A 25976-nucleotide genomic window follows, 5' to 3' on the forward strand; every position below is an offset into this window, starting at 1 on the left:
CGGCCGGACCTCTGATCAGCGTCTCTGACGAACACCTCCCGGGCCCGGTGAACACCACCCCCCAGGTCATGCCTTCGACAGGGGGCAACAGTCATACCGGGCCCGGAGGCCAGCGGCCCCATTGCAGGACCGCGAAAAAGATAACGGGGCGGTCGTAGGGGAGATGACGTTCGGCATCCAGGAGGGTCAGCGCTCCCTCGTGGCCCTGGCGGCGCAGCGCTTCCACTGTCGCAAGGCCGGCCGACGAGCCGCCGACGATCACCACCTTGCCGGGGCGGGTCACCACGCCGGGCCCGCCGGATCCACGGAGACCCGAGGCGAAGCCGCCCCGGGAGACGGGCCTCGGTCAGTTCGGTTCCACATGTGAGCGACTTCCTTCCGCACTTCATGCGACGCGACAGGGATCTGTGCGGCACGGACGGCGCGCGACGGGAGGGGGTGACGTCCCGCGGGCGACGTCCTGCGGCCTGGGCGGAAGCCCGGTGCCGCAACCTCCGTCGTGAACGACATCTGTAGGTTAACCGACAGCTGTCGTATTGCAAGTGGTCTTGGCCCCCTGGGGCTGCGTCGGCGGGGGTGGAGGGGCGCGCGGATGCGCCGGGTCCGTCGCCTCGGGCGCTGGAACGCGTGGCGGCAGAGGGGCGGGGGAGGGGGCTTCGCGACGCGGTGAAGGTACGCCGCAGGGCCCCTTTACGCAGGCCGGCGGACGAAAGGGCGCATCAGGGGAGGAGGCCCGTGCCGACCGGGCATGCGCGGAGCGGGTGGGTGCCGCTACGGAAGGGGGCGGGTCGATCGTGGCGCGCGAGGCCGGTGGTTACGGCATGCGTGCGCGCACGTCATCCGCGTGCAGCGAGGGGCGCGGGCGGAGGTCGCGTGGCGGGTCAGGGGCGGGTCAGTGGTGGGGCGGCGCCGGGGAGGGGTGGTCCGTCACCTCGCCGGTGAACCCGCTCCGGCGCGGGGCTTTCGGCCGGTCGCCCCGCGGGACGGTGGCCGCTCAGGCCGGCCGGGTGAGTGTCGTTGCAGCCAGCTGTGGCCAGATCGCGGTGGCGAAGCCTTCCGGCGTCCCCGGGCAGCCGCGGTGCAGCCAGTCCGCGATGGAGCCGAGGAGCGCTCCGGAGATGAAGGCGGCCGCGGGGTCGTCCGTATCGCCCTCGGGGCCGGTGAGCCGGGCGGAAAGTCTCGACCGGATGGATTCCGTCATGCGCTGCAAGAGGTGGTTGATCACCCGGGCGCTGCCGTCGGCGCCGAGGAGAGCCTGATAGAGCGCACGATGTTCGGCGACGTGGGCGAACACCGCCGTGAGGGAGGGGTGTGCGCCCCCCTCCGAGGAGTCCCCGGCGACCGGGAGCGCGGAGGTGGCGGCGAGCAACTGGTCGAACATCTCCGTGCATGCCGAGGCGGCCAGGTCATGCACGTCGGTGTAGTGCTCGTAGAAAGTCGAGCGGTGCACGTCGGCGCGGCCGGTCACGTCGGAGACCGAGATCTGACTGAGGTCGCGGTCTCTGATCAACTCCAGCAGTGCGCCCTCCATCGCGGCGCGGGAGCGGCGGGAGCGGCGGTCACTTTGCTGAACGGGCACGGAGTCATTGTAATGTCACCCACACCTGTGGAATAACCGACAGGTGTCGGAAGTGTGCGAGGCTTCGCCGGACCGGCATCTCCGACGGTTCACGAAACCCGGCCCGTAGCCCCGCACGCCCCCGTCCCCCGGCAGTTCTGCCGGCCATCGAGAAGGTGGAACACATGAGCCAGTCAGTAGTCGTCGTCATTGGTGTCGGTGGGATGGGAGAGTCCATCGCCCGCCGTCTGGGCTCCGGGGCCCAGCTCCTGATCGCAGACTTCAACGCCGAGGTCCTGGAGGCCGTCCGCGCGCAGCTGGAGAAGGACGGGTACACCGTGACCGCTGCCCCGGCCGACGTCTCGTCCCGGGAATCCGTCGCCGCGCTGGCTCGCCGGGCCGCCGGCCTCGGTCCGGTGCGGACCGTGGTCCACACGGCCGGACTCTCGCCCGTGCAAGCGTCCGTCGCAGCCATCCTCGCCGTCGACCTGCTGGGAGTCGCACTCGTGCTGGAGGAATTCGGCCAGGTCGTGGCCCCTGGCGGCTCCGGCGTGGTCATCGCCAGCATGGCCGGCCACCGAGGCGCCGGGCTGTCCGCCGAAGAAGCCGTGCAGCTGGCCACGGCACCGGCCGGCGAACTGCTCGCCCTCCCGGTCGCGGCCAAGGACCGATTCTCCGGCCCAGGGGCGGCCTATACCTTCTCCAAGGAAGCCAACCTGCTGCGCGTGAAGGCCGCGAGCTCCAGCTGGGGCGCACGGGAGGCACGGATCAACTCGGTGAGTCCCGGAGCGATCGCCACCCCCATGGGGCAGACGGAACTCGCCGGCGAACACGGGGACACCATACGAAAGTTGATCGCCGCCTCCAACGCCAAGCGGGCCGGAACCGCGGCCGACGTCACCGACGCAGTCGCCTTCCTCGTCGGCCCCTCGGCAAGCTTCATCTCCGGCACCGATCTGCTCGTGGACGGCGGCGTCACGGCACTTGCCGCCGCCGGGCAGCCCGGCTGACGTCACCGGCCCGGCTGACGTCCCTCACTCCTCGTCCCGACCCAACTCGCCGCCTTGTCACCCGAGGTGGCGACCGTCCTCGATACCCAGCAGGACGTGGTGAACTCCACGCACCGGCCCCGGACAGCAGCCGAGGCAGCACCGTCATCAACGCCGACGACGCACGCCGCCCGACAGCCTTTCGCCGGCCGCCTGCGCGCGAACGCGGACAGCACGGCCGCGGCCTGCTCCAGCGGCGTGCGGTCCAGGTTCACGCACAAGATCGCGGACGCCTCTCTGTCCGGGGCGCGCGGGACAGCCCCGGCGTACGGCCGAGCAGCGGCGCAACGGCCCGGCACACCGGCGCCGGCAGCCGCACGCGAGGGTCGGCACCCTCCTCCGCATTCCCCACGTCCGGGCCATACGCCCGGACGTGGGGCACCTCGCGGCATGTATCAGTCCCGCAGCGGTTCCGCCAGTCGTCCCAGCAGCCCCGCGACCAGGGAGGTCTGGGCGGGCACCGTGTCGGGGTAGATGAACTCGCCCCGGGCGTGGGCGTTGTCGCCGACTGCGCCCATGCCGCACAGCACGGGCAGGCCGAGGGCGGCGACGAAGTTGGCGTCGCTGGCACCGCCGACGGCGGCGTCGGCCAGCTCGCCGCGGCCCTGCTCGCGGGTGACCTCGCGGGCGAGGGCGAGGAGGCGGGCGGAGGAGGCGTTGAGGGCCATCGGCGGCCGGTTCCAGGCGTGGTCGATCTCGATGCGGACGCGGCGGTCACTGACCTGGATGGCGTCCAGCGCCTCGTCGACACGGCGCTGTTCGGCCTCGCTGCTGACCCGGATGTCGATACTGGCGGTGGCCTGCCCGGCGACGACGTTGGTGCCGGAGCCGCCCTTGATGAGCCCGGTGTTGACCGTGGTGCCCTTGCCGGGCGCGGCGACGGCCGCGGCGGCGACCACGAACTCGGACAGCGCGGTGATCGCGCTCGCCCCGTCCTGAGGCGCGAGCCCGGCGTGTGCCTCGACGCCGGTGGCCGTGACCCGGAAGATCCCACAGCCCTTGCGGGCGGTCTTGACCGCACCATGGGCGCTCGGCTCCAGCACCAGCGTGGCGTCGGCCTTCTGCGCGACCTCCTCGATCACCGGCCGCGAGGACAGCGAGCCGATCTCCTCGTCGCCGTTGAAGAGAAAGGTGACGGTGGGCACCGGTACGCCGCTCGCCCTGGCCAGCTTCAGGGCCCAGATGCCTTGGACCAGGCCGGTCTTCATGTCGAAGATGCCCGGCCCGCTGAGCTTCTCCCGGCCGTCGTCGGACACCTCCGGTGGCTCCCATCCGGCGAGGGTGCCGGTCGGCCAGACGGTGTCGTAGTGGCCGACCAACGCGACGTGCCCGGTGCCGGTGCCGGTGTAGGTCAGCGCGAGGGTGTCGCCGCACTCGCCGCCGGGGTGGCGCTGTGCGTGGTCGGGCCGGCCGAGTCGGTGGACGGCGAGCTCGTGCAGGAGGCCCAGGCCCGCGGCGAGGCCGGACAGGTCGTAACTGCTGGTCTCGTGGCGGACGAGGGTCAGGATGTCGGTGACGATCTCCGGCGAGACGTCCTGGGCGCGGGCGGCGAGGGCGGCAGCGGGCAGTGCGGTCATGATCTGCTTTCTCGTACGGGGCTGGGGGCGGTGTTCCTCGGAGGGCGGGGTCAGCTGACGCCGAAGGGGAGGCCCAGCAGGTACCAGGCCACGAAGAAGGCGATCCAGACGACCCAGACGACGGCGGCGATCGGGATCGTGAGGGAGGCAAGGGTGCCGATTCCGGCGGACTTGCGGTACTGCTGGATGAAGCCCAGGGCCATCACGAAGTACGGGCTCATCGGGGTGACGCAGTTGGTGACCGAGTCGGCGACGCGGTAGACGGCCTGGGTGGTCTCGGCGTCGATGCCGATGAGCATCAGCATGGGCACGAGCACCGGGGCGGCCAGCGCCCACAGGGCGGAGCCGCTGGTGATGACGAGGTTCATGAACGTGATCAGCAGGGCGAGGGCGACCAGCACGGTCCAGCCGTGCATGTGCAGGTCGCGCAGCGTCTCGGCGCCCTTGACGGCGAGGACGTTGCCGATGTTCGTCCACTTGAAGTAGGCGAGGAACTGGGAGATCGCGAAGAACAGCACGAGGATCGGCGCCATCGACCGGGTGCCGTCGGCCATCGCGGTGATGATGTCGCGGGCGGCGGAGAAAGTGCCGGTCATCCGGCCGTAGACGGTGCCGAGCACGGCGAAGAACACACCCAGGACGAGCGCCATCCCGCCGACCAACGGGGAGTCGACGATGCCGCCGCTGTCGCCGCGCAGTGGTGAGGACGAGGGGATCATGGCCACCACCAGGAACGCGATGAGGCCGAGGGCGACCAGTCCGGTCGTGCGCAGCGCGCGGCGCTGCTGCCCGGTGACCTCGATCGCCTCCAGTTCTTCGGCGTCCGGCGCGGCGACCGGCTCGTCGGGCTCGAGGTCCCGGCGGCGGGCGAGGACCTTGTCGACGACGAGGGTGATCACCAGGGCCACCAGGACCGACGAACCGACTCCGAAGAAGTAGTTGGCCAGCGGGGTGACGACGTAGTGCGCGTCGATGGTGTGGGCGGCGGCGGTGGAGATCGAGGACAGCAGTACGTCGGTGGTGGTGAGCGACGGGGAGGCGTCGTAGCCGGCGGAGACCGACACGTAGGCGACGATGCAGCCGAGCACCGGGCTGCGGCCCGCCGCACGGAAGATCAGTGCGCCGAGCGGCATGAGGGTGACGTAGGCGGCGTCGCCGGCGACATGGCTGACCATGGCCGTCATCGACAGGGCGAAGGTGAGGTACTTGCCCGGCACCCGCGCGACCATGCGGCGCAGCAGGGTGGAGAACAGTCCGCTCCGCTCCGCGACGGCGATGCCGAACATCACGGTGAGGATGGTGGCCAGCGGCGGGAATTCCGCGAAGTTGTCGACGGCTCCCTCGACGGCCATGGCGAGGCCGTCCTTGCTGAGCAGGTTCTGCACCTTGATGATCTCGTGCGTGCCGGGGTGCACGGCGCTGACGCCGACCGCCGCCAGTACGGCGCTGAGGACGGCGACGACCCCCGCGAGGATCCAGAACAGCCAGAAGGGGTTGGGGAGTTTGTTACCTATCTTCTCGATCGCCGCGAAGCTCCGGAACGCGGTGCGCAGGATTCTCGACTGTGGCTCGGTGGCCGGAGGCTGAGCGGAGGTGGCACTCATCGGTACCCCTTCGTGCATGCGAGGGACGTTCCTGCGAACAGTGGCATCCAAGTGAGAGATTCTCTAGACTTTGGATGTAACGGTAAGATTAACCGGCAGTTTAAGGTGGGGGACTATGACCCGTCCTCTCCTCGACGAGCTCGACCGGCGCCTCATCGGCGCGCTGCACGTGGCCCCCCGGGCCACCTGGGACGACATCGGCGGGATCCTGGCCGCCGACGCCAGCACGCTCAAGCGCCGTTACGACCGGCTGCACCAGGCCCGGATGGTCCGTGCGATCGGGCATGCCTACTGGGGCATGCACTCCACGGCGATGCCGGTCCACGTTTTCCTGGACATTACTGGCGAAACCCCGCTCACCGTCCTCCACCGGCTCAGTGATCTGCCCCACCTCCAGCTCCTGGCACAGATCTCCGGCAACGCTCCCCTCTACGTCGTCATCCACGCCCCGTCCGAGGCCGCTACCAGCGAGGCGATCGACCGGCTGTACTCCGTCCCGGGCGTCCGCCGCGTCAACGCCCTGCCGGCCCTCAGCACCCTGCGCCGGGGCATGACCTGGGACCCCCAGTTCCTCACCGACACCGAACGCGCCGACCTCCTGAAGCTCACCGGCGCCCGCCGGGAGGGCACCGCGACCGCGACACCGCCCGCCAAGCCGCTCACCGAGGCCGAACGCACCGTCGTCGCCCAGCTGATCCAGGACAGCCGCGCATCCGCCGCGAGCATCGCCCGGGCGGCCGGCCTGGCCACCTCCACCGCGCACCGCGTCGTCCGCAGGGTCCTCGACGAGGGGTGGGTCAAACCGCGCCTGGAGATGGTGTCGGAATGGCTCGGTTTCCAGACCACCTTCCTGCTCCGCCTGCGCGTGGCCCCGGGCGGCACGCCCGACGTCATGCGCCGCATCGACCAGCTCCCCCAGACCCGGCTCGCCGCCCACGTCGCCAGCGACATGTCCGTCCTCGTCATGGGTCTGGTCACCGACCGCGCGGCCCTGGCGCTCTTCATCGACCACGAGCTGGCCAAGATCCCCGGCATCCTCGCCGTCAGCGTCGACATCATGCTCGCCGAACCGCGCCGCTACTGGCTGGACCGCAACCTGATCTCGGGTCTCGGCGCATTCCACGCGCCGACGCTGCTCTGAAGCCCCCACGGCGCCGGCCGGCGGACGCGCCGGCCTCCTGGCCGGCGGCCCCGGGCCGGCCCGGCTGTCTTTGCGGAGGCTGGCGGACACCAACGTCGACAACCCGGGCCGCGGCCTGCTGGCGAGGGACCCCGGCATGGTGGGCCGGGCGGGGGCGGTGTGTGGTCCGTCGTTTCTTGAGCGGCGGGTCAGGGGGGCCATCCCGCCCCCGGACGTGTCGTGGTCGCCATGAGCGAGAGGGTGAAGGGGTGCTCCGGCTCGGTGAGAATCTGTCGGGCCGGGCCCTGTTCGACGACTTCTCCGGCGTCGAGGACGGCGATGTGGTGGGCCAGGGCCGCGGTGTCCAGATCGTGGGTGATCAGGATCAGGGACAGGTCTTCGTGGTCGCGGAGCAGCGTCGTGAGGGTGTCGAGGATGCCGCGACGGGTGACCGCGTCAAGACCGGAGGTGATCTCGTCGCAGATGAGGACGCGGGGGCGGGCGAGCAGGGCGCGGGCGAGGGCGGCACGCTGGAGTTCGCCGCCGGACAGTTGAGCCGGGCGGCGGCGGGCGAGTCCTTCGGGGAGGCCGAGGCCGGCGAGAGCGGTCAGGGCCTCGGTCTGTGCGGTGCGCTGGTCGGTGGTGCGCAGCCGTACCGAGGTGCGGGCGACTTGGCCGAGGACGCTGCGGTGCTCGTCGAAGGCGGCGCGCGCGTCCTGGAAGACGTACTGGACGGCAGCCAGCTGTGCTCGGCTGCGGTTGCGCAGGCTGCGGGGCAAGGGTGAGCCGTCGAGGAGCGTCTCTCCGTCGTGTTCTCGATGCAGGCCGGCCAGGCAGCGGGCGAGGGTGGTCTTGCCGCTGCCGGAGCGGCCGACAACGGCCAGGCTTTCGCCCGGGTGGAGGTCGAGCTCGGGGGCCCGCAGGACCACGGTCGTGCCGCGTGTGCCGTTGCGGTGGCGGGCGGTGAGGTCACGTACGCGCAGTGCGGCCTCTCGGACCGGGGCCCCCGCCGGGGTGGCGCAGCCGACGAACGAGGGTTGTTCGTCCAGCAGTTGGCGAGTCCACTCGTGCCGAGGACTGAGCCACAGGCGCTCTGCCGGGCCCGACTCCACGGCCTGGCCCTCCCGCATGACGATCACTTCGTCGGCGAGGGCACGTACGACGTCCAGATCGTGACTGAGCAGCACGACGGCGATGCCGCGCGCCGCCACCGCCGCGAGTTGGGCCACGACGCGGCTCTTGGTCAGGGCGTCCTGGCCGGTGGTGGGTTCGTCGGCGACGATGACTCGCGCGCCGAGCAGGAGCGCCTGGGCGAGGACCACGCGTTGCTGCTGGCCGCCGGAGAGCTGGTGGGGATAGCGCCGCAGCAGGGTCTCGGCGTCCGGGAGCTGTGCTTCGGCGAGGGCGCGCAGGACGCGGTCGCGGGCCGCCGCCCGGCGTTGGCCACGGGGGAGGTGGCGTACCTGCCTGCGGGCGATGTCGGTCAGGAGGGCGGCGATCCGGCGGGCCGGGTTGAGCACGGCCGACGGGTGCTGCGGGATGTAACCGGCCAGGTCGTCGGCGGCCACACGTATGTCACCGGTCACCTGGGCACCGGACGGGTACTCGCCCAGCAGGGAGAGACCCGTGGTGGTTTTGCCGCTGCCCGAGGCGCCCACGAGGGCGGTGACCTTACCGGGCCGGGCACACAGGTTCACTCCGTCGACGATCGCCCTGCCGTCGACCACGACGCGCAGGTCGCGGACTTCGGCCACGGGAGCGGCGGGGCCGGCGTGGGGGGCCGCGCCCGGCGTGCCGGTACGGCCCGTCATCTCGTTCTCGTGGTTCACGGACGTACGTCACTTCCTGCCCGGGTTCGAACGGTCCTGGTCATAGTCTTCCGGCGTCGCGAGCCACGAGTTCGGGCGCGATCGCGGCCGTCGTCCAGCGCCGCGTCGAAGAGCAGGTTGCTGCCCATCGTGAGGGCGACGATCAGCAGAGCGGGGACGACCACGGCCCACGGCTGGACGAACAGACCGGTGCGGTTGCGGTCGATCATGACCGCCCAGTCGGCGGCGTCCGGCGCGACGCCCACACCGAGGAACGCTGCGGTAGCGACCAGATAAAGCACACCCGTCAGCCGGGTTCCGACGTCAGCGGCCAGCGTGCGCAGCATGGAGCGGCCGACGTAGCCGACAGCCGTGCCCCACCATGTCTCGCCCTGCATGCGCAGTGCTTCCACCGCGGGCCGGGCCGCGGCTTCCGCGGCGGCGGCGCGCACCATCCGGGCCGCATCGGGCACGTTGACCAGCGCTACCAGCAGGGCCAGGCCGACCGGGCCGGGGCTGAACACGGAGGCCACCAGCAGGATCAGCAGCAGCGACGGCACGGCGAGCAGCACGTCCAGGGGCCGCATCAGCAGCTCTTCCAGCCAGCGGCGGTGGGTGAGCGCCCCGAGGAGGCCGACCGGGAGGGCGACCAGGTAGGTCAGGGCCGTGGCGGCGAGCGCGGTCATCACGACCGGACGGCCCCCGTGCAGCACCTGCTGCCATACGTCCCGGCCCACGAAGTCGGTGCCCAGCCAGTGCCCTTGGCCGAAGGTGAAGGACGTGGCCCGTGGGCCCGGGGCGCTGGCGGCCAACGGGCCCAGGAGGGCCGGCACGAGAGGGACGGCGATGATGGCCGCACCGAGGGCGAAGCGGCCCGTGCGCGAGGACTTCACGCGGCCACCCCCGCCCGGGGCGCGAGTCGGTGGGCGACGAGGTCGGCACCGAGGTTCAGGGCGGCGGTCAGGACGCCGAACAGCACGGCGAGGCCCTGCACGACGGGAACATCGCGCTCGGTGACGGCGTTGAGCAAGACCGTGCCGAGCCCCGGGACCGCGTAGAGAGCCTCGACGACGATCACACCGCACAGCAGCCAGTCGATGGTGCGTGCGAGTTGCTGCGCGGCCGGGGTGAGGGCGCCCGGCAAGGCGTGGGTGAAGTGGACGCGGGCGCCGGAGATGCCGTAGCGGCGGGCCTGCGCCACGTACGGGGAGGCGAGCGCTTCGATCATGCCTGCGCGCACCAGCCGGGTCAGCGAGCAGACGGGGCGGGAGAGCAGGACCAGGACGGGAAGGGCCAGGACGGCGGGGTGGGCGAGCAGATCCGTGCCGTAGCCCACGGCGGTGGGCGGAAGCCACGCCAGCTGGAGCGCCAGGACGGTCACGAGCAGCACCCCCAGGGCGAACTCCGGTACCGCGTATACGGCGAGCGTCACGGAGCTGATCAGCCGGTCGATCAGTCCGCCCGCGTGGCGGGCGGCCAGGATGCCGAGGCCGAAGCCGATCGGGATGAGCAGCGTTACGGTGAATGCGGCCAGCAGCAGGGTGGGGCCGAAGCCGCCGGCCAGGTACGAGCTCACCGGGCGTCCGGAGGTGAGCGAGGTGCCGAGGTCACCGTGGAGCAGCCCGGTGACCCAGGCGGCCAGCCGCTCAGGGGCGGGCCGGTCGAGGTTCATCGCCTCGCGGATGGCCTGGATGTGTGCGGGGTCCGGCTGGTCTCCGGCCAGCGCGACGGCGGCGTCGCCCGGCAGGGCCTCGGTGAGCCCGAAGACCAGCAGCACCACCGCCGCGGTCTGGGCGACGCCGAGGAGCAGCCGCCGGACGACAAAGGAACGCAGTCCGCTCACGCGAGCCACACCTTGTCGAAGCGGGCCCAGTCCAGGGTGTTGGCAGGCGCCTTGGCCTCAACCCCCGCCACGTTGTGGGCCGTTCCGAGGATCCAGTCCGCGAAGCCCCAGATGAGGAAGCCGCCCTCGGCGTACAGGCGGCGCTGCATGCGCGCGTACACGGCTTCCCGTTCGGTCTTGTCACGGGTGGACTGTGCCTGCCGGTAGAGCGCGTCGAAGTCCTTGTGCTTCCACTTGGTGGCGTTGGTGGCGGCGTCGGTGAGGAGACGCTGGGAGAGGTGGGCGTCGATGGGCATGGCGCCGGAGCGGTAGCAGCACAGGGTGCCGTTGTCGAGGGTGTCGGCCCAGTAAGAGTCCTTGCTGCCCATCTTCACGTCGATGGTGACGCCCGCCTTCGCGGCCTGGTCGCGGAAGATGCCGGCGGCCTCGGTGAACCCGGCGGCGACGGCCGAGGTGTCCAGGGTGACCTTCAGCTTCCCGGCGCCGGCCTGCTCGAGCAGGGCGCGGGCCCGGTCGAGGTCCTGGTGGCGTGGCGGGAGGCCGTCGGCGTAGTACTCGTAGCCCTTGCCGAACAGGTCGTTGCCGATCTCCCCTGCGCCGGACAGGGCACCGTCGACGAGCTCCTTGCGGTCGGCGATGAGGAAGAACGCCTGGCGCACCCGCTTGTCGTCGAAGGGCGGCCGGTCCGTCTTCATGCAGAACGCCTGCATGGCGCTGTTGCGGAGCCGGACGATGTTGATCTGTCCCTTGCCCTCGTGTGCGCGGGCGGTGGTGGGGTTCAGCTCGTGGGCGTACTCGACCTGGCCGCCGAGGAGTGCGTTGACACGGGCGGACTCCTCGTTGGCGACAATGAACTCGACCTCGTCGAGGTGGGGGGCGCCGTCCCAGTAGTCGTCGTAGCGGCGGAAGACGGCCGAGCGGCCGGGTGTGAAGGACCCGAAGCGGAAGGGGCCGGAGCCGATCGGCCTGTTGTCGAAGCCGGTGGCGTGCTCGGGCACGATGTACGCCCCGAAGGCGGCCAGGACGTTGGGGAATTCGGCGGTCGGCCGCCTGAGCACGAACTCGATGTTCCGGGGGCCGGTGGCACGGCTGGCGTCGAGGTCGATGGGTTCCAGGGACGCCTTGGCGCGGAACGCCTTCTTCGGGTCCGCGATGCGCCGGTAGCTGTAGAGGACGTCCTGTGCGGTGACCGGCTTGCCGTTGTGGAAGGTGGCCTTGCGCAGGGTCACCTGCCAGCGGTCGAGGGTCTTGTTCGGCTCCCACTTCTCGGCGAGGCGAGGCCGGGCGGACAGGTCGACGCCGTAGTCGGCGAGCTTGTCGAAGAGCGCCTTGGCGCGGGCGGCGTCGGCGAACAGATTGGCCAGGTGCGGGTCGAGGGTCTCGCCGGCGCCCCCGCCCGCGAAGGCGGCGCGCAGGCGTCCGCCGCGCTTGGGCGTGCCGCCCTTGTCGTTCTGACCCTTGTTTCCGGGGCCGCCGCAGGCGGAGAGGCCCAGTCCACCCAGCGTGGCCGCTCCGGTGGAAGCGAGGAATCCGCGGCGGCGCAGGCCGGGAAAGCGTCCGTCGTGCATGAAGGTGTCCTTGAGGTGTGGTGGGGATGCGGTGTCAGCGGGGGGTGACGAGTCGCGCCACGACGTGCAGGCGGTCGGCGTCGGTCTCCCGGCCCGGCCACCGCCCCTCGCTCCAGGCGGGTTGGGTGCGCGGTCCGGGGCCGTCGTGCAGTTCGAGGACTTCGAAGCCGTTCGCGGCCAGTACATGCCGCAGTTCCTGGGCGAACAGCAGCCGCCAGGCGGAGCGCTGCTCGAATGCCTCCGATCCGTCGTCGGCGGTCCAGGTGCGCGTACGGCGCAGGAGCTGGGCCGTGCGGTCCACGGTGAGGATGGTGGTCGAGCGGTACGCGGTGCCCTGCCAGGTGAACTGGTTGACGGTGGGGGCGTCGAGCAGGTCGGTGCGGCCCAGGAAGTACGCGCCGTTGCGCATCTCCGCGACCAGCAGGCCGCCGGGGATCAGCGCGCGGCGGCAGGAGGAGAGGAAGCCCTCCAGCTGGTCGTTGGTGTGGCAGTACAGCAGGGAGCTGTCCAGGCACACCACAGCGTCGAACCGGTTCCGGCCGAGTTCGAATCGGCGCAGGTCGGCGTGGAGGTACTCCGGCCCGGCGTGGTGCGCGCGGGCGTAGCTGAGCATCGCCTCCGACAGATCGGCTCCGGTCACCTTGCGGCCGGCGTCGTGCAGATGGGCGGCGTCGCGGCCGGTGCCGCAGCCCATGTCCAGGAGGCGTGGGCCGGCGCCGTGCCGCCGCAGGCAGTCCTCCGTCCAGCGTCCGGCCAGCCGGCCGGGGTCGGGAAAACGGGCCTCGTACAGCTCGGGGTTGTCGGTGAGCAGGTTGCGGGCGGCCGCCGTGGCCGTCGTGGAGGTCATGTCAGTTCCTTCCTCAAGCCGTTGCCGGTACCGCGGGTTTCCGGTGCGTCGGCAGCGAGCCGAGCCGCCGCAGCCAGGCCACGCCCAGGGCGGAGGCGAGTCCGAACAGCGCGCAGCACGCCCAGGGCAGCCAGCCGGCGTTGCCCCGCGCTCCGGTGTCCATCGCCCAGCCGACGACCGTGTTGCCGACGGCGGCGGCGATGCCCGAGACGACGTAGAAGATCCCGAAGTACGTGCCGGTCAGCTCGGGCCGGCCGAAGCCGGGGATGAGCTCCATCACGAAGGGCTGGGCGACCATCACGCCGAGGTAGAGCAGGAGGGCACCGAGCAGGACGGGCACGGCGTCGAGCCATCCGGGGGAGCCGGTGTCCGCCACCAGGGCCGGCGGCAGGAACGCGAGGCCCATGACGGAGAGGCCGACGACGATCCAGCGAGTCCGGCTGCCACGGGAGCTGAGCGCGCGTGTGATGCGCAGTTGGAGGGCGAGGTTGGACACGGTGCCGACGAGGAAGACGAGGCCCGCCGCGCCGTCCCAGCCGGTGGCCCGCCGCGCGCCGTCGGGCAGCAGCAGGTACAGCTGGTTCTGCAGGGTGAACATGCCGACCATGGCGAGTGCGAAGGCCAGGAAGGCGCGGTTGCCGAGGACTTCGCGCCAGTTGGCGAACACGGTGCCCTCACTCGGCTTGACCTGCCGGGCGGGCAGGACCAGGGCCTGGGCGACCGTGAGGGCCGCGAAGATCCCGGCCGCGGTCAGGGCGGAGGTACGGAAGTCCACCAGGAGCAGTGCGCTGCCCAGCAACGGCCCGATCAGCGCGCCGGTCGTGGCGAACATGTTGAACAGGGCGAACGCCTCGGCCTTGCGCTCGTCGGCCTCCTGGGCGATGTAGGCGCGCACAGCCGGGTTGAACAGTGCCCCGGCGAGGCCGCTGAGGACCGAAGCGGCCAGGAGCAGGGGCAGGCTGTCGCCGAGGGCGAAGAGCGCGAAGCCGACGGTGCGCAGCGCACAGCCGGCGATGATCACGCCCCGCGCGCCGAGCCGGTCGGAGGCGGAGCCACCGATGAGGAACAGGCCCTGCTGGCTGAGGTTGCGCACGCCGAGCACCACACCGACGACGGCCGCCGAGAGGCCCAGGTTCTCGTCGAGATGGGTGGCGAGGTAGGGGATGAGGAGGTAGAAGCCGGTGTTGACGCCGAGCTGGTTGACCAGCAGGAGCTGGACCGCGAGCGGAAAGCGGCGCATCTCATGCCACGTCTTCACGGCCCACCTCCCGCAGCTCCACGCCCAGGCCGGGCAGGCCACCGGCGCGTACGAAGCCGTCCTGGCCCCCGATCCCGGTCCACGGGTCGTGCGCGAGCAGCAGATGGCCGTCGAGGTCGGCCCAGCGGGCGCGGTCGGCAAGGTGCACGGCGGGCGCCAGACCGAGGGTGCTGGCGGTCAGGCAGCCGAGCATCAGCTCGGTGCCGCTGCCTGCGATCAACTCGGCGATGCGCAGAGCCGCGTGGACGCCACCGCACTTGGCGAGCTTGACGTTGATGCCCTGGACCCGTCCGGCCAGCCGCAGGGCGTCGTCGAGACCGACGGCGTCCTCGTCGGCGATGACCGGCAGGGACGACTTCTCGGCAAGGGCGCCCAGTGCGCCGGGGTCACCCGGAGCGAGGGGCTGTTCCACGGCTTCGACGCCGAGGTCGGCGAACCGTGGCAGCAGGGTTGTTGCCTGTGCCCTGCTCCAGGCACCGTTGGGATCGAGCAGCAGCCGCGCCCTGGGCGCCGCGTCGCGGATGACGCGGACGCGCTCCAGATCGTCCTCAGGATCGGGCGCGCCCGCCTTGACCTTGATCACCTCGAAGCCGCTCGCGGCGAGGCACCGGGCCTCCGCGGCGGCGCGCAGGGGCGAGGTGATGCCGATGGTCCGGGCCGTGGCGGTAACCGGGGCCACCTGGGTACCGAGGAGCCGGTGAACGGGACGTTCCGCACGTTTGCCGACCAGGTCGAGCAGCGCGGCGTCCACGGCGGCGGTCACGGCCGGGGGAGTGTCAGGCCCGGCCAACTCGCCTGCCCGCAGGGCCTCCAGGGCACTCTCGGGGTCGGGAAAGCGGCCGAGGTCCGTGCCGACGGCGCTGAACAGCCCTTGGAGCGTCTCGGCGTCGAGTCCGTAGTAGACGCTCGTCACCGCCTCTCCGTGGCCGCGCAGACCGTCGTGTTCGACGGTCAGCCACACGGCCTCACGCGCGGACATGGTGGCGCGGGAGATGCGCAGCGGCTCGGCGAGTTCGAGGCGTACGGTGCGCAAGTGGGCCTTCATGGGTTCCTTTCCGAACGGGGCGTGGCCGGCTGGAGCGGGTCGGCGATGCGCGTGCACCGCGCCCAGCCGATGGCCTCGGTCGCGCGCGGGTGCGGGATCTCGACAGGCCGGACGGCAGCGGTGGAGGGGGCCACGCCGTGCGCGGCGGCGAAGTCGTCGTCGAAGACCGTGCCGAGGTAGCGGTGCGGTCCGTCGGGGAAGACGGTCGCGATCACCGCGCCTGGGTGCACGCGGGAGGCCCATGCGGCGACGCGCGCCACCGCCCCCGTGCTCCAGCCGCCGCTGACGAAGCTGCCGCGGGCCAGGCGGCGGCAGCTGTCCACCGCTTCGGCGGGGCCGACCCAGTGGACTTCGTCGAAGGTGTCGTAGGCGACGTTGCGCGGGTGGATGCTGCTGCCCAGTCCGCGCATCAGCCTCGGGCGGGCCGGCTGGCCGAAGATCGTCGATCCTGTGGCGTCGACGCCGATCAGCCGCAGGGCGGGCCAGTGCCGGCGCAGCGGACCGATGATCCCGGCGCTGTGTCCGCCGGTGCCGACGCTGCACACCAGGACGTCGGCATGATCCAGCTGTACGGCGAGTTCGGCGGCGAGGGAGGCGTATCCGGTGTTGTTGTCGGGGTTGTTGTACTGGTCGGGCCAGTAGGCGTCGGGCAGCACCGCGAGCAGCTCCTGCAGCCGCGCGAGCCGGGCCGCCTGCCAGCCACCCTCCGGAGCGGGCCGGTCCACGAGTTCCAGGCGCACCCCGTGGGCGCGGAGCAACTGTCGCATGGAGGGCTCCAGTTCACCGTCGCCGACCAGCACGACCGGATGGCCGAGGGCTTGCCCGGCGAAGGCGAGCCCGATGCCGAGCGTGCCCGACGTGGACTCCACCACGGGGGCGCCGGGCCGCAGTTCACCGCGCTCGCGGGCGCCCAGCAGCATGGACACCGCGGCCCGCGCCTTCATGCCGCCCGCACCGAGACCTTCGAGCTTGGCCCAGAAACCGGGGTGCGGGCCCGCCAGCTCGGTGGTGATCCGCACCAACGGAGTGCGGCCGAGCAGGGTGAGCAGCTCCGGGCGGGCGACGACCGGCCCGACGTCGGTCACGGTCACTGGGTGCCTCCGGGACAGTCCGCGCGGTAGCGGTGGACGGTGCCGGGGCCGCCGTCCAGCCAGAAGAAGGGGTAGGGCTCCGCGCACACCGCGCTCACCCCGTGACCGAGGAAGCGCGGCAGGATCGCGCTACCGGTTTGGGCGAACATCACCAGCGGCTTGCCGCGCCGCAGCGCGTGCTCCCGCAGCGGCTCGAAGGTCCCATTGCCCAACGTCATCCCGGACACGAGCAGCGCGTCGCACCGCCCGGCCGCGGCGAGCGCATCGGTGACGACCGGTTCGTCCCACTCCGTCGTCCCGCCCTTGAGGTCGCACGGCACATAGCCGATGCCGCTCGAACGCAGTGCTTCCAGCAGCGAGTTGACGACGCCGACCACGAGCACCGTCGCGCCGGGTGGCAGGTCGAGGAGCTCGACGACGGCCCTGGCCCTCGCCCGGGACTTCTCCAGCGACGTCCCGGCCGGCAACGGCACAGGCCGGGCCCCGTGGCTCGGAGTGTGCGGGGCGATGTGCATCAGATAGGCGTCGAGTGCCGCCACCCGTACCGGCGGCAACGGATGCTCCAGCAGTCGCGCCACGTCGGCGCCCACACACTCCTCGACCGCGTCGTCGGACAGCGCACCGGGCTCGACCGCGCACGAGCCTACGGCCCCACCGAGCCGTAGGCTGAGCACCTCGTTGCGGTACCCGGTGCCGCGCCCGGCGTGCCGTACGGCCTGCCGCGTGGTGAAGGCCACCGCGATCCGCTGACCGGCGGGATCCGGGCCCAGTTCGCCGCCCAGGGTGCGTCGTATGAGTCCGTCGTACGTCGCCCCGCGAACGGACGCCGAGGTGGCGGAGGTCATCGGATCACCAGCCCGGACCGCACTTCGGCGAGCAGGGCCTCGACCCGGTCGCGGGCGCCGGTGCCCTCCGGGTCGCCCGCCATGACGTGCCCGAGGTACTCGTTGTTGCTGCCCGCCGCCTTGACCTGCTTGCCGGGTGGGGAGAGCTGGACTTCCAGCACGTCCGGTGCGTCCCGTAGCGGGCCATCCTCCAGGGATTCAAGGGTGCCGGCGGTGGGCGGCACGAGGAAGCCGATGGCGGCGCTGCGCAATCCGGTGTCGGTACGCCGGAGGTCGGGGGCGCGGCCCAGCGCGACGTCCACGAAGGCCGCGGCCAGGTCGATTCCCGTCACGTGACGGATGAGCTCGGTGATCCGGTTTCCGGCGGGGCGCGGGTTGACCTCGACCACGCGCGGACCGTCGGAGGTCAGCTTGATTTCGGTGTGCGCCACGACCCCGTCGGTCAGGCCGAGTGCCGTGAGCGCCGCCAGCGCGGTCTGCTCGGCGGCCTCCGTGCCCGCGGCTGTCAGCGCCGCGGGGAACATGTGGCCGGTCTCGATGAACGCCGGCGCCCCGCCGATGCTCTTGTCGGTCACGCCGACCACATGGACCGCGCCCGCGTGCGAGACCGCCTCGACGCTCACCTCGGGGCCGTTCAGCATTTCCTCGAGCAGCACCACGGGCGCCCGCCGCTGCCCGCGCGCGTTGACCGGGAAGTCGGCCAAGGCCCGGACGGCGGCGGCGAGCTGGGCCTCGTCGTCCACCCGTCGCACGTACATGCCCGCGCACAGGTCGATGGGTTTGACGACCAGCGGATAGCCGATCTCCCGCGCGGCACCCGCTATGCCGGCCCACTCCTGGTGGACGGCGAAGCGCGGCCCGGGCAGTCCGGCGTCGGCGAGGACGCGGCGGGTGGCGTCCTTGCGGCAGGCGTTCTCGACGGCCTCGGGGCTCGGGCCCGTCAGGCCCAGGTGGCCGGCGATGCGCCCCACGGTCGGCAGGTAGTAGTCGCAGGACGTGACCACGCCGTCGAATCCCAGGACTGCGTGCAACCGCTCGACCAGGGGCAGCAGAGCCGCGGTGTCGTTGGTGTCCGCGGTGATCACATGGCGGGCGGCGAGGAGCGGGTGCGCCGTGCCCTCAGGGGCGGAGCGCAGGTAGTGGTGCAGGTCGCGGGTGAGGAAGGTGAACTCGTGCCCACTCTCCCGGATCGCCCGTGGCAGCAACCTGCTCATCGATCCGACCCAGCTCTCGACCACCAGTAGATGAGCCACAACTTCCCTTCCCAGACTGATGCGCAGATATCGGGGCAGCCCGAAGACGCCCCTCCGGGGAGGCGGACGGCGTTGCCACGACGACACGATATCGATAATCATTTTCATTGTCATATGATCGATGCATCTCACTGGAGACAACCCGTGATTCCTCCCGCACGCCGTACGGCCCATCTGTGCGCGCTGGCAGCCCTCGTCATCACCCCGCTCCCGGCCGTACCCGCCCGGGCCGCGGCACCCCCGGCAACCCTCCGCTTCGGCGCCTGCCCCGACTCCGTTCCCGCTCCGCCGGCGCCGGAGCGCGTCGAGTGCGCCCGGCTGAGCGTGCCGTTGGACTGGGACCGGCCCCGGGGACAGCACATCGACCTGGCCCTCTCCCGGGTGCGTGCCTCGGGAACCCCGGCCGAACGGCGCGGCGTCCTGCTGGTCAACCCGGGCGGCCCGGGCGGCTCCGGACTGCCGTACGCGGTCACGAAGCGGGCCAAGCTCCCGGCGAGCGTGCGGCGTTCGTACGACGTGATCGGCTTTGATCCGCGCGGCGTCGGCCAGAGCGCTCCGGTCGACTGCGGCGACATGGGCGGCCTCTTCGCCGCTCCTGGTACGGACCCCGTACCGGCCGGCCCCGCTGCCGAGCGGACGTACCTGACCTCGCTCCGGAGCATGGCCGACGACTGCGCCGCGGGAGCGAAGGACGTACTGCCGAACATCTCCACGGAGCAGACCGTGCGGGACATGGACGCGATACGGGCCGCGCTGGGCGAGCGGAAGACGAACTACCTCGGCGTCTCCTATGGCACCTATCTCGGCGCCGCCTACGCGGCACGCTTCCCGCAGCGCACCGGGCGTATGGTCCTCGACAGCGTGGTCGGGCCCCGGGACTGGTACGACTTCGACGTCGTGCAGAGCCGGGCGCTGCTGCGGCAGCGGGACCGGTTCTTCGCCTGGCTCGCCGATCACCACGACCACTTCCGGCTGGGCGGCGACACGCACCGGACCCGCCGGGCCTACCTGCGCGTGCGCGAAGGGCTCGCCGCCCACCCGGTGAACGGCTTCGGCCCCGGGGGGTTCGACCGCGCCGTCTACCGCGCGCTGGGCCGCACGGAACGCTGGGCGGGTCTCGCCGATGGACTGCGCGCGTACCTGGATGACGGTGTCGTTGACGGCTTCCTGCCCGAGACCGCCTTCGACGGCCCGGACTCACGCAACTACGAGGCCGCCAACCGCATCGTCAAGTGCGCCGACGGCCCCGCGCCCGCACCGCGGCGGATCATCGCGGACATCCGCCGAACCCGGAGTCTCGATCCCCAGCCGGTGCTGACCGGCATGGAAGCGTCCACCTGCGCCTACTGGCAGCACCGCCCTGCCCACCGCACCCCGCTCGGCAGCCCCGATGCGCCGTCGGCCTTGCTGGTGGCCTCGGCGCACGACCCCGTCACCCCCATCGAGGGAGCGCGCCAGTTGCAGCGGCTGCTGCCCGGCTCGCGCCTGGTGGCCCTCGACAACGACTTCTCCCACGGCGTGTTCGCCAGTCGCGGCAACGCGTGCGTGGACGACGCCGCGGCGGCGTATCTCGTCGACGGGAGGGCGCCGGAAGCGGACGTGCGGTGCGAAGGACCCGGGCTGCCTACGGTGTCCTGACGGGGCGAGCGGCGACGGGTCCTTTGTGATTGCGGAACTACGAGGGCCCCGATCGAAAACGATCGGGGCCCTCGTCCGCCCGGTGAGCGGGCCAGGCAGGTGACCCGGCCGGATCAGCGGGCGGGCCGCGGCATGGGGATTTCGAAGTGCACCGTGTCAACGCCAGGGCCGTGCTCGCCGGTGGTGCGGGCGTCGAAGATCTCCTTGGCCATGCTCCGCCAGAAGGCTTCGGCGCCTTCCGCCCTGACGTTGGTGTGCAGGTAGATGCTGTCGTAGCCGGGAGTGGTAGCGGCGAAGTCGGAGGCGATGCGCACCATGGCGCGCGCCAGCCCATGTCGCCGGTGCGCCGGCCTGACATAGACGCGGACGATCTGCGCGGTGGTCCCGTGCGGATAGCGTTCGGCGAGCCGGCGGGGGTGCGGCGGGTGGACGGGGCCCGCCGAGCGCACACCGGTGGTGGCCACCACTTCGCCGTGGTGCTCGGCCACCAGCAGGAGATGCCGTGGGTCGTCCAGGTAGGTGCCCTCGATATCGATGACGTCGCCGTGCCATGCGGGGACGTAGCCGTAGCCGAATTCCGTGGAGAAGGTGTCGAGCATCAAGCGGCGCGCGCCGTCCACGTCCGCCGCGGCGGCGGGGCGCAAGGTGTAGTCGGGGTGCAGTGCGTTGCTCATCGTTGCTCTCCTGATTACTGAGGGCCCGTGACGGCGGCGGGCGGGTGCCCCCGGCTCACCTGCGAAGCCCTTGGCGCGGCCTCGTCCCTCGGTGACGAAGTCCACGCCGGCACCGTGGTCCACGCCGTCACCGTGGTCCACACCGACCCCGAGGACCGCCGGGCCGCGGAGGCACTGCGCCGCGACTGGGACCTGTGGAACCCGGGGACCGGCTGATTCGCCGTGGACTCCGCCGCTTTCGTTGCCGGACCCGGCCGGCCGGGGAACCTGATCCCGGAACCCGGCAGCGGGGTTCCGCGCGGAGCCAGGGAGCGATTGCGTGGGGGACTACCTGGGCGCGTACGGGAGCAGCGCCATCTCGCGGGCGTTCTTGATGGCGCGGGCCAGCTGACGCTGCTGCTGTGCGGTGACCCGGGTGACGCGGCGGCTGCGGATCTTGCCGCGGTCGGAGATGAACTTCCGCAGCAGGTCGGTGTCCTTGTAGTCGACGTAGGTGATCCCGGCCTGGTCCAGCGGATTGGGGCGGGGCTTGACAGGTTTGCGGGAATCGGAGCGGCGGGACATGGGAGTTCCTTTCTGGCAGGCGGAGGTGCGGGTCCGGGGGAGGGGGGAGGGGCTGCGGGCGGATTCAGGAGACGGGGTGGAGGAGCGCGTCGAACGAGGCCGGGAGACGCTTCCACACCTCTCGCCCGCCGGCGACCTCGTCCTCGGTCAGCAGGCAGGAGTCGAGCAGCCGCTCCAAGCCGTCGCGGTCGAGGCCCGGCGCGGTGAAGACCAGGTGCTGGCAGCAGTCGCCGTGGTCGGGGTGCCAGTCGAGGGCGGCGGCCGCCCTGCGCATGGGCGGCACCATCTCCCAGGCGGCGTCAGGGAGTGAGGCGAGCCAGGGACCGGCGTTCTCCACGCACAGAGCTCCGCCCGCGGCGTCCCAGGACAGCAGGGTGTCGGGGCGGTCGGCGAGCCAGAAGCGGCCCCGGCTGCGGGCCGCCGCACACGCCAGATCTTCCAGCGCCTGGTAGAGCCGTTCCGGATGGAAGGGGCGCCGGCGGTGCCACACGAGAGTGGCCACTCCCGACTCCTCCGCTTCCTGCGGCAGCAGTGCGCAGGCCGGGTGCTGGGCGGCGGCAGCCGCGTCGACGTCGAATCCGGCGAACGCGACCTCCGCCAACTCTCCCGAGACGGCGGACACCTGGCGGGCGGTCGGGTGCAGCTGAGCCAGGAGCGCACGGTCCTCGTCATCCGCCTTCTCCCCGTCGACGAGCGCGAGCACCGGGGCGTACTCCAGCTGACGGGCCCAGGTGTCCCCGACGGTCCGCTGATCGGTGGCGGCCGCCGCGAGCCCTGCCTCCGCCAGGTCGTCGCCATTGGCGAGGTAGGGCAGTACGAGTGCCGGGTCGACCGCGGTCACGACGTTGGAGAGCGTCAGCGTTTCGCCGCCGTGTGCGGCGATGACCTCGGCCATCGCCCTGGGTTCGACCGAGTCCCAGAGCTCGACCACCGCGAGCCGGTACAGGCCGCTGTCGGCCAGCCGTTGGAGCTCGGGAACCAGATCCTCGCGCAGGGCGCAGCATGCGCAGTCGTTGACGAGGGGCGCCGCACCGGAGGACAGCGTGCCCGAGGTGTCTTGCACGGTGCGCCGTACGGTGCCCTCCGCGGCCGTGGAGAGGTCGTGGTGGAGGGCCACACTGCCGTGCACGGTGTGCAGCAGCCGCCGCACGACCTCCTCCCGGGCCGCTGAGTGCAGTCCGCCGACGATGACGACGGGGAGGCCGGGGAGGCCGGGGAAGCCGGGGAGGCCGGGGAGGCCGGGGGGCTCCGCCATTACGCCACCCCGCGTCGGCCGTACCGCCGCTCGAAGCGCTCGACGCGGCCGGCCGTGTCGAGGACCCTGGCGGTGCCCGTGTAGAAGGGGTGGCTCTTCGACGAGATCTCCACGTCGATGACGGGGTAGGTGTTGCCGTCCTCCCACTCGATCGTCTTGTCGCTGGTCGCGGTGGACCGGGTGAGGAAGGCGAAGTCGGCTGCCCTGTCACGGAAGACGACGGGGCGGTAGACGGGGTGGATTCCGGGTTTCATGACGGTGTTCCTGTCTATGAGTTCGGCTGGGGAGACGGGGCCGGCCGGCGAGTCGGCACCGGCCGGCGAGTCAGCGCTCCTCGCGGAAGTCGACGTGCCGGCCGAGGACCGGGTCGTACTTGCTCAGGACCAGGCGATCGGGGTCGTTCCGGCGGTTCTTGCGAGTGACGTAGGTGTAGCCGGTCCCTGCGGTGGAGCGGAGCTTGATGACCGGGCGTAGTTCGTTGCGAGCCATGGAAGACATTATATGGCAATGGTTTCCATTATCGATAAGGTTTCCGGTGAGAGCTGGGCCACCATGTCCGCTCACTGTCGACTGGAGGGCGCCAAGCCGGGTTTCGGCAGGGCCGTCAGCCGCTCACGCCGTCGTACGTCCCGTGAGTTCGGCCCGAGTGCCCAGCCCGAGCGTTACCGGCTGGCGAGCGGGGGTCGTCATATCCGGCTCGTGCTCAGCGTCAAGGCGATCAAGGCGATCAAGGCGATCAAGGCGAGCAAGACGAGCAAGGCGATCAAGGTGATCGATGCCATCGGCGTGGGGGTCGCGATGGGACGTACTCGTGTACCCGGGGGAAAGGCTGATGGCCAAGCAGAGCAAGATCGCGAAGAACGAGAAGCGTAAGGCGATCGTGGAGCGGTACGCGGCCCGGTGCGCCGAGTTGAAGGAGGGTATGCGGCGATGGACGCGGAACTTTCGCTCGGCCCGGGCGGCTGACAGTCCGGGTGGCTCGTTCGGCTTCCCCGACCTATCGCCGGTCGCCGGCCCGCCCGCCAGGGGGGGAGTGGAGTGCCCGTCGCGCCGTCCGCGGGCCGGCCATGTACCCGGGGCACGCTTGTTCGCTTAACCTGGGTGGGTCGGGTGGCCCTGACGAGAGGCCGTACCCGGAAGTCCCTGGGCGCAGCGGTGCTCCTGCGTCGTGCTCGGGAACCGGCGCCGATTCGAGACGCATGCAGGGACGGACCAGCAGATGCAGGTGAGGTATGAGACCGGCCTCGTGCCCGTAGTGCGGCCGCTACGGCGAGAGGCGCGGCATCGGGTGACGGGAGAAGCCGTCCACGGCGGGGGCCCGGCTTCGCGGGCGCGGCGTCGTGGATAAGGTCGCGCTCACGGCCGCCGGTCTCTACGTCATCGTCCTGCTGCGAGCCGGAGGGACCTTCGCCGTCGGCTGGCTCGCCGGGGCCGGTGCCAGGCGCGGCAGGCTCGCGGAGCGGATCTCCACGGCCAAGTTCCGGCGCGCCGAACGGGCGATCCAGCGGTGGGGCGCACCGGTGGTGGCCGTCTCCTTCCTGACCGTCGGATTCCAGACCGCTGCGAACTTCCTCGCGGGGAGTATGCGCATGCCCCTGTCGCGCTACCTCCCCGCACTGTTCGTGGGCGGAGCGGGCTGGGCGCTGGTCTACGCGACGGCCGGTATCGGCGCGCTGGAACTGCTGGCAAGGCTGTTCGCCGAGCGGACGATGATCGGTGTGGGTGCGGTCACCGCCCTCCTCCTCACGGTGTGTGGCGTGATGGTGTACCGGCGTAGAAAAGCTGCCTTGATCGACCGCGACACCGCGGCCGGCGAATCCTGAAAGGCCGCTACGGCGGTGGACAACGGGAACGGGCTGCAGAGGAGTCGGCATCCCCGGGGCTCCCGGCCCGGCCGGCCCTCCTTCCTGTGGTGCGGGGCAGGTTCATCGCAGGGGAACAGAACACGCCCCGGTCGTTCGACGCCGTGATGGCAGCGAGGCCCTGGCAGTGTTAGCAGTCCGTTAGTGGGGCCCTGCATGATCACCTCCGTTCGCACCATTGGTCCCTGGTTCCAACTGGCCGGGGGCTGATGCACGAGACAGGAGAGATGATGCGCAGGAAACTCATGAACGCAGTGGTCGTGCTGGCTGGTGCGGTGGCGATGTCGGGCGTTACCGCCGGAGTCTCCCAGGCTGCCGACGGGACGCCGATCCCGGTGGCGAGCGAGCAGCAGTGCCGCGACTGGGCGAAGGCGCTGGAGAGCCAGGGCAAGATCAAGGGATACCACTGTGACAACATGAACGACCAGCACCAGTGGTACCTCACGCCGGTCTACTAGGCAGTTTTGTTTGGATCATCGGGCTGACCAGAAGAAGATGCCTGCGATGTGGAGCCCGGCCAGGTAGATGGTTGCGGTCTTCTCGTAGCGGGTGGCGATTCCTCGCCACTGCTTGAGGCGGTTGGTGCACCGCTCGGCTGCCAGGTGAATCTTCGTACTCAGCCCGCCGCGGGACCGGCCGGTGGCATGGTCAGCCGGTTCGCCGGCCGGGGCCCCTTTTTGCGGGCCCCGGCCGCGTGCTGGTGAGCCCGCACGATCGTGGAGTCCACCGACACGACCCAGGCCAGGTCCTCATCCGCGTCGGCCTGAGCCATCAGCGCGGTGAACACCCGCCCCCAAGTCCCGTCGAGGGCCCACATCCGCAGCCTGTTGCAGACACCTCGCCAGTTGCCATACCTCTCCGGTAGGTGCACCCACTGGGTCCCGGTCTGGAACTTGAAGCCGAACGCATCGATCACCTCCCGGTGATCCCGCCAGCGGCCGCCTCGCTTCGCCGTCCGGTCCGGAAGCAACGGCTCGATCCGCGCCCCCTGCGCATCTGTTAACGGCACACCCGGACCAACGACCGGCTGATCCAAACGAAACTGCCTAGGTCTGGGTGCGGAAGTCGATTGTGATCGTCGGTGATCGCGTCCGGTGGGACGTGGGTATCTGACACATGGCCGGTGGGCCGACTCGAGCCGCTGCCGGCGCGGGGCATCGAGTCGGGCCGTCCGCCTGTGTGGACGCGGCGGCAGTTGATGGACGACAGCTGACGGCAGACCCGCACCGGCGCTCCTCCCTGGCGCGATGTGCCGGAACGCTCGGGCCGTGGGACCGGATGTATGACCTGTTCCGCCGCCGGGAGCGAGGGGGCGCCTGGGCCTGGGGGCCGGCGTGCCGGCCCGCAACGGGGCCGAGCCCGTGCTCTGGTTCCGATGAGTTACGTTGATCATGCACGAACCAACGGCCGGGGCGTTGCACGGAGGATGAAGCTGCCTGTCGGCAAAGGGAGTTCAGTGACCTCCGTTCTGGCCGGCGCGTCACAGACGACGCCGGGGGCGACGGCCGGCAACGACT

Annotated in this window: 26 protein-coding genes and 2 pseudogenes; 8 read left to right on the forward strand and 20 right to left on the reverse strand. The window is 71.4% G+C overall.

Annotated elements, in window-relative coordinates:
* Nucleotides 1–91: 91 nt before the first annotated feature.
* Together ACGFR7_RS00005 and ACGFR7_RS00010 are read right to left on the reverse strand one after the other, a co-directional pair.
* Entirely contained in the window at nt 92–286 is a 195-nt protein-coding gene (locus tag ACGFR7_RS00005; protein ID WP_393311225.1) for an FAD-dependent oxidoreductase, read from the reverse strand.
* A 708-nt stretch (nt 287–994) separates the two neighbouring features.
* A complete protein-coding gene (locus tag ACGFR7_RS00010; RefSeq protein WP_393311227.1) occupies nt 995–1579 on the reverse strand; it encodes a TetR-like C-terminal domain-containing protein in 585 nt (194 codons plus the stop codon).
* Nucleotides 1580–1743: 164 nt separating this feature from the next.
* On the opposite strand from ACGFR7_RS00010, the gene ACGFR7_RS00015 reads away from it, so the two are divergent.
* A complete protein-coding gene (locus ACGFR7_RS00015) occupies nt 1744–2568 on the forward strand; it encodes an SDR family oxidoreductase (protein ID WP_393311230.1) in 825 nt (274 codons plus the stop codon).
* A gap of 434 nt (nt 2569–3002) precedes the next feature.
* Here the strand turns inward: ACGFR7_RS00015 and ACGFR7_RS00020 are convergent, their stop codons facing one another.
* Nucleotides 3003–4184 (reverse strand): M20 family metallopeptidase, encoded by a 1182-nt coding sequence (locus ACGFR7_RS00020; protein WP_393311232.1) that lies wholly within the window; start codon nt 4182–4184, stop codon nt 3003–3005.
* A 50-nt stretch (nt 4185–4234) separates the two neighbouring features.
* Nucleotides 4235–5788 carry an AbgT family transporter gene (locus ACGFR7_RS00025; protein WP_393311234.1) on the reverse strand — a complete coding sequence of 518 codons (1554 nt, stop codon included), beginning with the start codon at nt 5786–5788 and terminating at the stop codon, nt 4235–4237.
* A gap of 115 nt (nt 5789–5903) precedes the next feature.
* On the opposite strand from ACGFR7_RS00025, the gene ACGFR7_RS00030 reads away from it, so the two are divergent.
* Entirely contained in the window at nt 5904–6929 is a 1026-nt protein-coding gene (locus ACGFR7_RS00030) for an AsnC family transcriptional regulator (RefSeq protein ID WP_393311236.1), read from the forward strand.
* 188 nt (nt 6930–7117) lie between these two features.
* Here ACGFR7_RS00030 and ACGFR7_RS00035 read toward each other — a convergent pair whose 3' ends face one another.
* Genes ACGFR7_RS00035 through ACGFR7_RS00080 form a run of 10 tightly spaced genes read right to left on the reverse strand, consistent with a single transcriptional unit; the run spans nt 7118 to nt 18466 of the window.
* Entirely contained in the window at nt 7118–8719 is a 1602-nt protein-coding gene (locus tag ACGFR7_RS00035) for an ABC transporter ATP-binding protein (protein WP_393312600.1), read from the reverse strand.
* A gap of 14 nt (nt 8720–8733) precedes the next feature.
* The gene (locus tag ACGFR7_RS00040; RefSeq protein ID WP_393311239.1) at nt 8734–9609 is read right to left on the reverse strand and encodes an ABC transporter permease; all 876 of its coding nucleotides are present in this window, start codon (nt 9607–9609) and stop codon (nt 8734–8736) included.
* Nucleotides 9606–10559 carry an ABC transporter permease gene (locus ACGFR7_RS00045; protein WP_393311241.1) on the reverse strand — a complete coding sequence of 318 codons (954 nt, stop codon included), beginning with the start codon at nt 10557–10559 and terminating at the stop codon, nt 9606–9608. Before ACGFR7_RS00045 ends, ACGFR7_RS00040 begins: the two co-directional genes overlap by 4 nt.
* On the reverse strand, nt 10556–12127 hold the full coding sequence (locus ACGFR7_RS00050) for an ABC transporter substrate-binding protein (protein WP_393311243.1): 1572 nt from the start codon (nt 12125–12127) through the stop codon (nt 10556–10558). Before ACGFR7_RS00050 ends, ACGFR7_RS00045 begins: the two co-directional genes overlap by 4 nt.
* A 34-nt stretch (nt 12128–12161) precedes the next feature.
* Nucleotides 12162–12974 (reverse strand): class I SAM-dependent DNA methyltransferase, encoded by an 813-nt coding sequence (locus ACGFR7_RS00055; RefSeq protein ID WP_393311245.1) that lies wholly within the window; start codon nt 12972–12974, stop codon nt 12162–12164.
* 13 nt (nt 12975–12987) lie between these two features.
* Nucleotides 12988–14232 carry an MFS transporter gene (locus ACGFR7_RS00060; protein WP_393311247.1) on the reverse strand — a complete coding sequence of 415 codons (1245 nt, stop codon included), beginning with the start codon at nt 14230–14232 and terminating at the stop codon, nt 12988–12990.
* Complete coding sequence (locus ACGFR7_RS00065) at nt 14216–15277, reverse strand: dipeptide epimerase (protein ID WP_393311249.1); 1062 nt, start codon at nt 15275–15277, stop codon at nt 14216–14218. Before ACGFR7_RS00065 ends, ACGFR7_RS00060 begins: the two co-directional genes overlap by 17 nt.
* Nucleotides 15274–16368, reverse strand: coding sequence for a PLP-dependent cysteine synthase family protein (locus ACGFR7_RS00070; protein ID WP_393311251.1), 1095 nt, complete (start codon nt 16366–16368; stop codon nt 15274–15276). Before ACGFR7_RS00070 ends, ACGFR7_RS00065 begins: the two co-directional genes overlap by 4 nt.
* Nucleotides 16365–17213, reverse strand: coding sequence for a Rossmann-like domain-containing protein (locus ACGFR7_RS00075; RefSeq protein WP_393311253.1), 849 nt, complete (start codon nt 17211–17213; stop codon nt 16365–16367). Before ACGFR7_RS00075 ends, ACGFR7_RS00070 begins: the two co-directional genes overlap by 4 nt.
* Complete coding sequence (locus ACGFR7_RS00080; protein WP_393311255.1) at nt 17210–18466, reverse strand: ATP-grasp domain-containing protein; 1257 nt, start codon at nt 18464–18466, stop codon at nt 17210–17212. Before ACGFR7_RS00080 ends, ACGFR7_RS00075 begins: the two co-directional genes overlap by 4 nt.
* A gap of 144 nt (nt 18467–18610) precedes the next feature.
* On the opposite strand from ACGFR7_RS00080, the gene ACGFR7_RS00085 reads away from it, so the two are divergent.
* Entirely contained in the window at nt 18611–20104 is a 1494-nt protein-coding gene (locus tag ACGFR7_RS00085) for an alpha/beta fold hydrolase (protein ID WP_393311257.1), read from the forward strand.
* A gap of 113 nt (nt 20105–20217) precedes the next feature.
* Here the strand turns inward: ACGFR7_RS00085 and ACGFR7_RS00090 are convergent, their stop codons facing one another.
* Nucleotides 20218–20778, reverse strand: a complete 561-nt coding sequence (locus ACGFR7_RS00090) for a GNAT family N-acetyltransferase (RefSeq protein WP_393311259.1) — start codon at nt 20776–20778, stop codon at nt 20218–20220.
* A gap of 27 nt (nt 20779–20805) precedes the next feature.
* Between ACGFR7_RS00090 and ACGFR7_RS00095 the strand changes: the two genes are divergently transcribed.
* Nucleotides 20806–20994: a hypothetical protein gene (locus tag ACGFR7_RS00095; protein WP_393311261.1), complete on the forward strand. Its 189-nt coding sequence runs from the start codon at nt 20806–20808 to the stop codon at nt 20992–20994.
* A 111-nt stretch (nt 20995–21105) separates the two neighbouring features.
* On the opposite strand, the gene rpsR is transcribed toward ACGFR7_RS00095, so the two are convergent.
* The 4 genes from rpsR to rpmG all read right to left on the reverse strand — a co-directional run bounded on the left by rpsR (nt 21106) and on the right by rpmG (nt 23086).
* Nucleotides 21106–21342 (reverse strand): 30S ribosomal protein S18, encoded by a 237-nt coding sequence (gene rpsR, locus ACGFR7_RS00100; protein ID WP_393311263.1) that lies wholly within the window; start codon nt 21340–21342, stop codon nt 21106–21108.
* Between the two features lie 64 nt (nt 21343–21406).
* On the reverse strand, nt 21407–22597 hold the full coding sequence (locus ACGFR7_RS00105) for a CobW family GTP-binding protein (RefSeq protein WP_393311265.1): 1191 nt from the start codon (nt 22595–22597) through the stop codon (nt 21407–21409).
* Nucleotides 22597–22851, reverse strand: coding sequence for a type B 50S ribosomal protein L31 (locus ACGFR7_RS00110; RefSeq protein WP_393311267.1), 255 nt, complete (start codon nt 22849–22851; stop codon nt 22597–22599). Before ACGFR7_RS00110 ends, ACGFR7_RS00105 begins: the two co-directional genes overlap by 1 nt.
* A 70-nt stretch (nt 22852–22921) precedes the next feature.
* Nucleotides 22922–23086 (reverse strand): 50S ribosomal protein L33, encoded by a 165-nt coding sequence (rpmG, locus tag ACGFR7_RS00115; protein ID WP_393311269.1) that lies wholly within the window; start codon nt 23084–23086, stop codon nt 22922–22924.
* Nucleotides 23087–23098: 12 nt separating this feature from the next.
* On the opposite strand from rpmG, the gene ACGFR7_RS00120 reads away from it, so the two are divergent.
* The 4 genes and pseudogenes from ACGFR7_RS00120 (at nt 23099) to ACGFR7_RS00135 (ending at nt 24917) form a co-directional block, all read left to right on the forward strand.
* Nucleotides 23099–23470, forward strand: coding sequence for a L28 family ribosomal protein (locus ACGFR7_RS00120; RefSeq protein WP_393311271.1), 372 nt, complete (start codon nt 23099–23101; stop codon nt 23468–23470).
* Nucleotides 23430–23528: pseudogene (locus tag ACGFR7_RS00125) on the forward strand (30S ribosomal protein S14); the annotation flags it as partial. The gene ACGFR7_RS00120 and the pseudogene ACGFR7_RS00125, both read left to right, overlap by 41 nt.
* A 409-nt stretch (nt 23529–23937) precedes the next feature.
* Complete coding sequence (locus ACGFR7_RS00130) at nt 23938–24420, forward strand: DedA family protein (protein ID WP_393311273.1); 483 nt, start codon at nt 23938–23940, stop codon at nt 24418–24420.
* A 284-nt stretch (nt 24421–24704) separates the two neighbouring features.
* Nucleotides 24705–24917: a hypothetical protein gene (locus ACGFR7_RS00135; RefSeq protein WP_393311275.1), complete on the forward strand. Its 213-nt coding sequence runs from the start codon at nt 24705–24707 to the stop codon at nt 24915–24917.
* A 15-nt stretch (nt 24918–24932) separates the two neighbouring features.
* Here the strand turns inward: ACGFR7_RS00135 and ACGFR7_RS00140 are convergent.
* Nucleotides 24933–25468: pseudogene (locus ACGFR7_RS00140) on the reverse strand (IS5 family transposase).
* Nucleotides 25469–25976 lie beyond the last annotated feature (508 nt).

Source organism: Streptomyces sp. NPDC048516 (assembly GCF_043199875.1).
GTDB lineage: Bacteria > Actinomycetota > Actinomycetes > Streptomycetales > Streptomycetaceae > Streptomyces.

Excerpts from the sequence above, each read along its gene's own strand:
- ACGFR7_RS00015 (WP_393311230.1), top strand. The coding sequence starts at position 1,744 with ATGAGCCAGTCAGTAGTCGTCGTCATTGGTGTCGGTGGGATGGGAGAG.
- ACGFR7_RS00020 (WP_393311232.1), bottom strand. The coding sequence starts at position 4,184 with ATGACCGCACTGCCCGCTGCCGCCCTCGCCGCCCGCGCCCAGGACGTC.
- ACGFR7_RS00025 (WP_393311234.1), bottom strand. The coding sequence starts at position 5,788 with ATGAGTGCCACCTCCGCTCAGCCTCCGGCCACCGAGCCACAGTCGAGA.
- ACGFR7_RS00030 (WP_393311236.1), top strand. The coding sequence starts at position 5,904 with ATGACCCGTCCTCTCCTCGACGAGCTCGACCGGCGCCTCATCGGCGCG.
- ACGFR7_RS00035 (WP_393312600.1), bottom strand. The coding sequence starts at position 8,719 with ATGACGGGCCGTACCGGCACGCCGGGCGCGGCCCCCCACGCCGGCCCC.
- ACGFR7_RS00050 (WP_393311243.1), bottom strand. The coding sequence starts at position 12,127 with ATGCACGACGGACGCTTTCCCGGCCTGCGCCGCCGCGGATTCCTCGCT.
- ACGFR7_RS00055 (WP_393311245.1), bottom strand. The coding sequence starts at position 12,974 with ATGACCTCCACGACGGCCACGGCGGCCGCCCGCAACCTGCTCACCGAC.
- ACGFR7_RS00065 (WP_393311249.1), bottom strand. The coding sequence starts at position 15,277 with ATGAAGGCCCACTTGCGCACCGTACGCCTCGAACTCGCCGAGCCGCTG.
- ACGFR7_RS00075 (WP_393311253.1), bottom strand. The coding sequence starts at position 17,213 with ATGACCTCCGCCACCTCGGCGTCCGTTCGCGGGGCGACGTACGACGGA.
- ACGFR7_RS00090 (WP_393311259.1), bottom strand. The coding sequence starts at position 20,778 with ATGAGCAACGCACTGCACCCCGACTACACCTTGCGCCCCGCCGCCGCG.
- rpsR (WP_393311263.1), bottom strand. The coding sequence starts at position 21,342 with ATGTCCCGCCGCTCCGATTCCCGCAAACCTGTCAAGCCCCGCCCCAAT.
- ACGFR7_RS00105 (WP_393311265.1), bottom strand. The coding sequence starts at position 22,597 with ATGGCGGAGCCCCCCGGCCTCCCCGGCCTCCCCGGCTTCCCCGGCCTC.
- ACGFR7_RS00110 (WP_393311267.1), bottom strand. The coding sequence starts at position 22,851 with ATGAAACCCGGAATCCACCCCGTCTACCGCCCCGTCGTCTTCCGTGAC.
- rpmG (WP_393311269.1), bottom strand. The coding sequence starts at position 23,086 with ATGGCTCGCAACGAACTACGCCCGGTCATCAAGCTCCGCTCCACCGCA.
- ACGFR7_RS00120 (WP_393311271.1), top strand. The coding sequence starts at position 23,099 with ATGGCAATGGTTTCCATTATCGATAAGGTTTCCGGTGAGAGCTGGGCC.
- ACGFR7_RS00135 (WP_393311275.1), top strand. The coding sequence starts at position 24,705 with ATGAACGCAGTGGTCGTGCTGGCTGGTGCGGTGGCGATGTCGGGCGTT.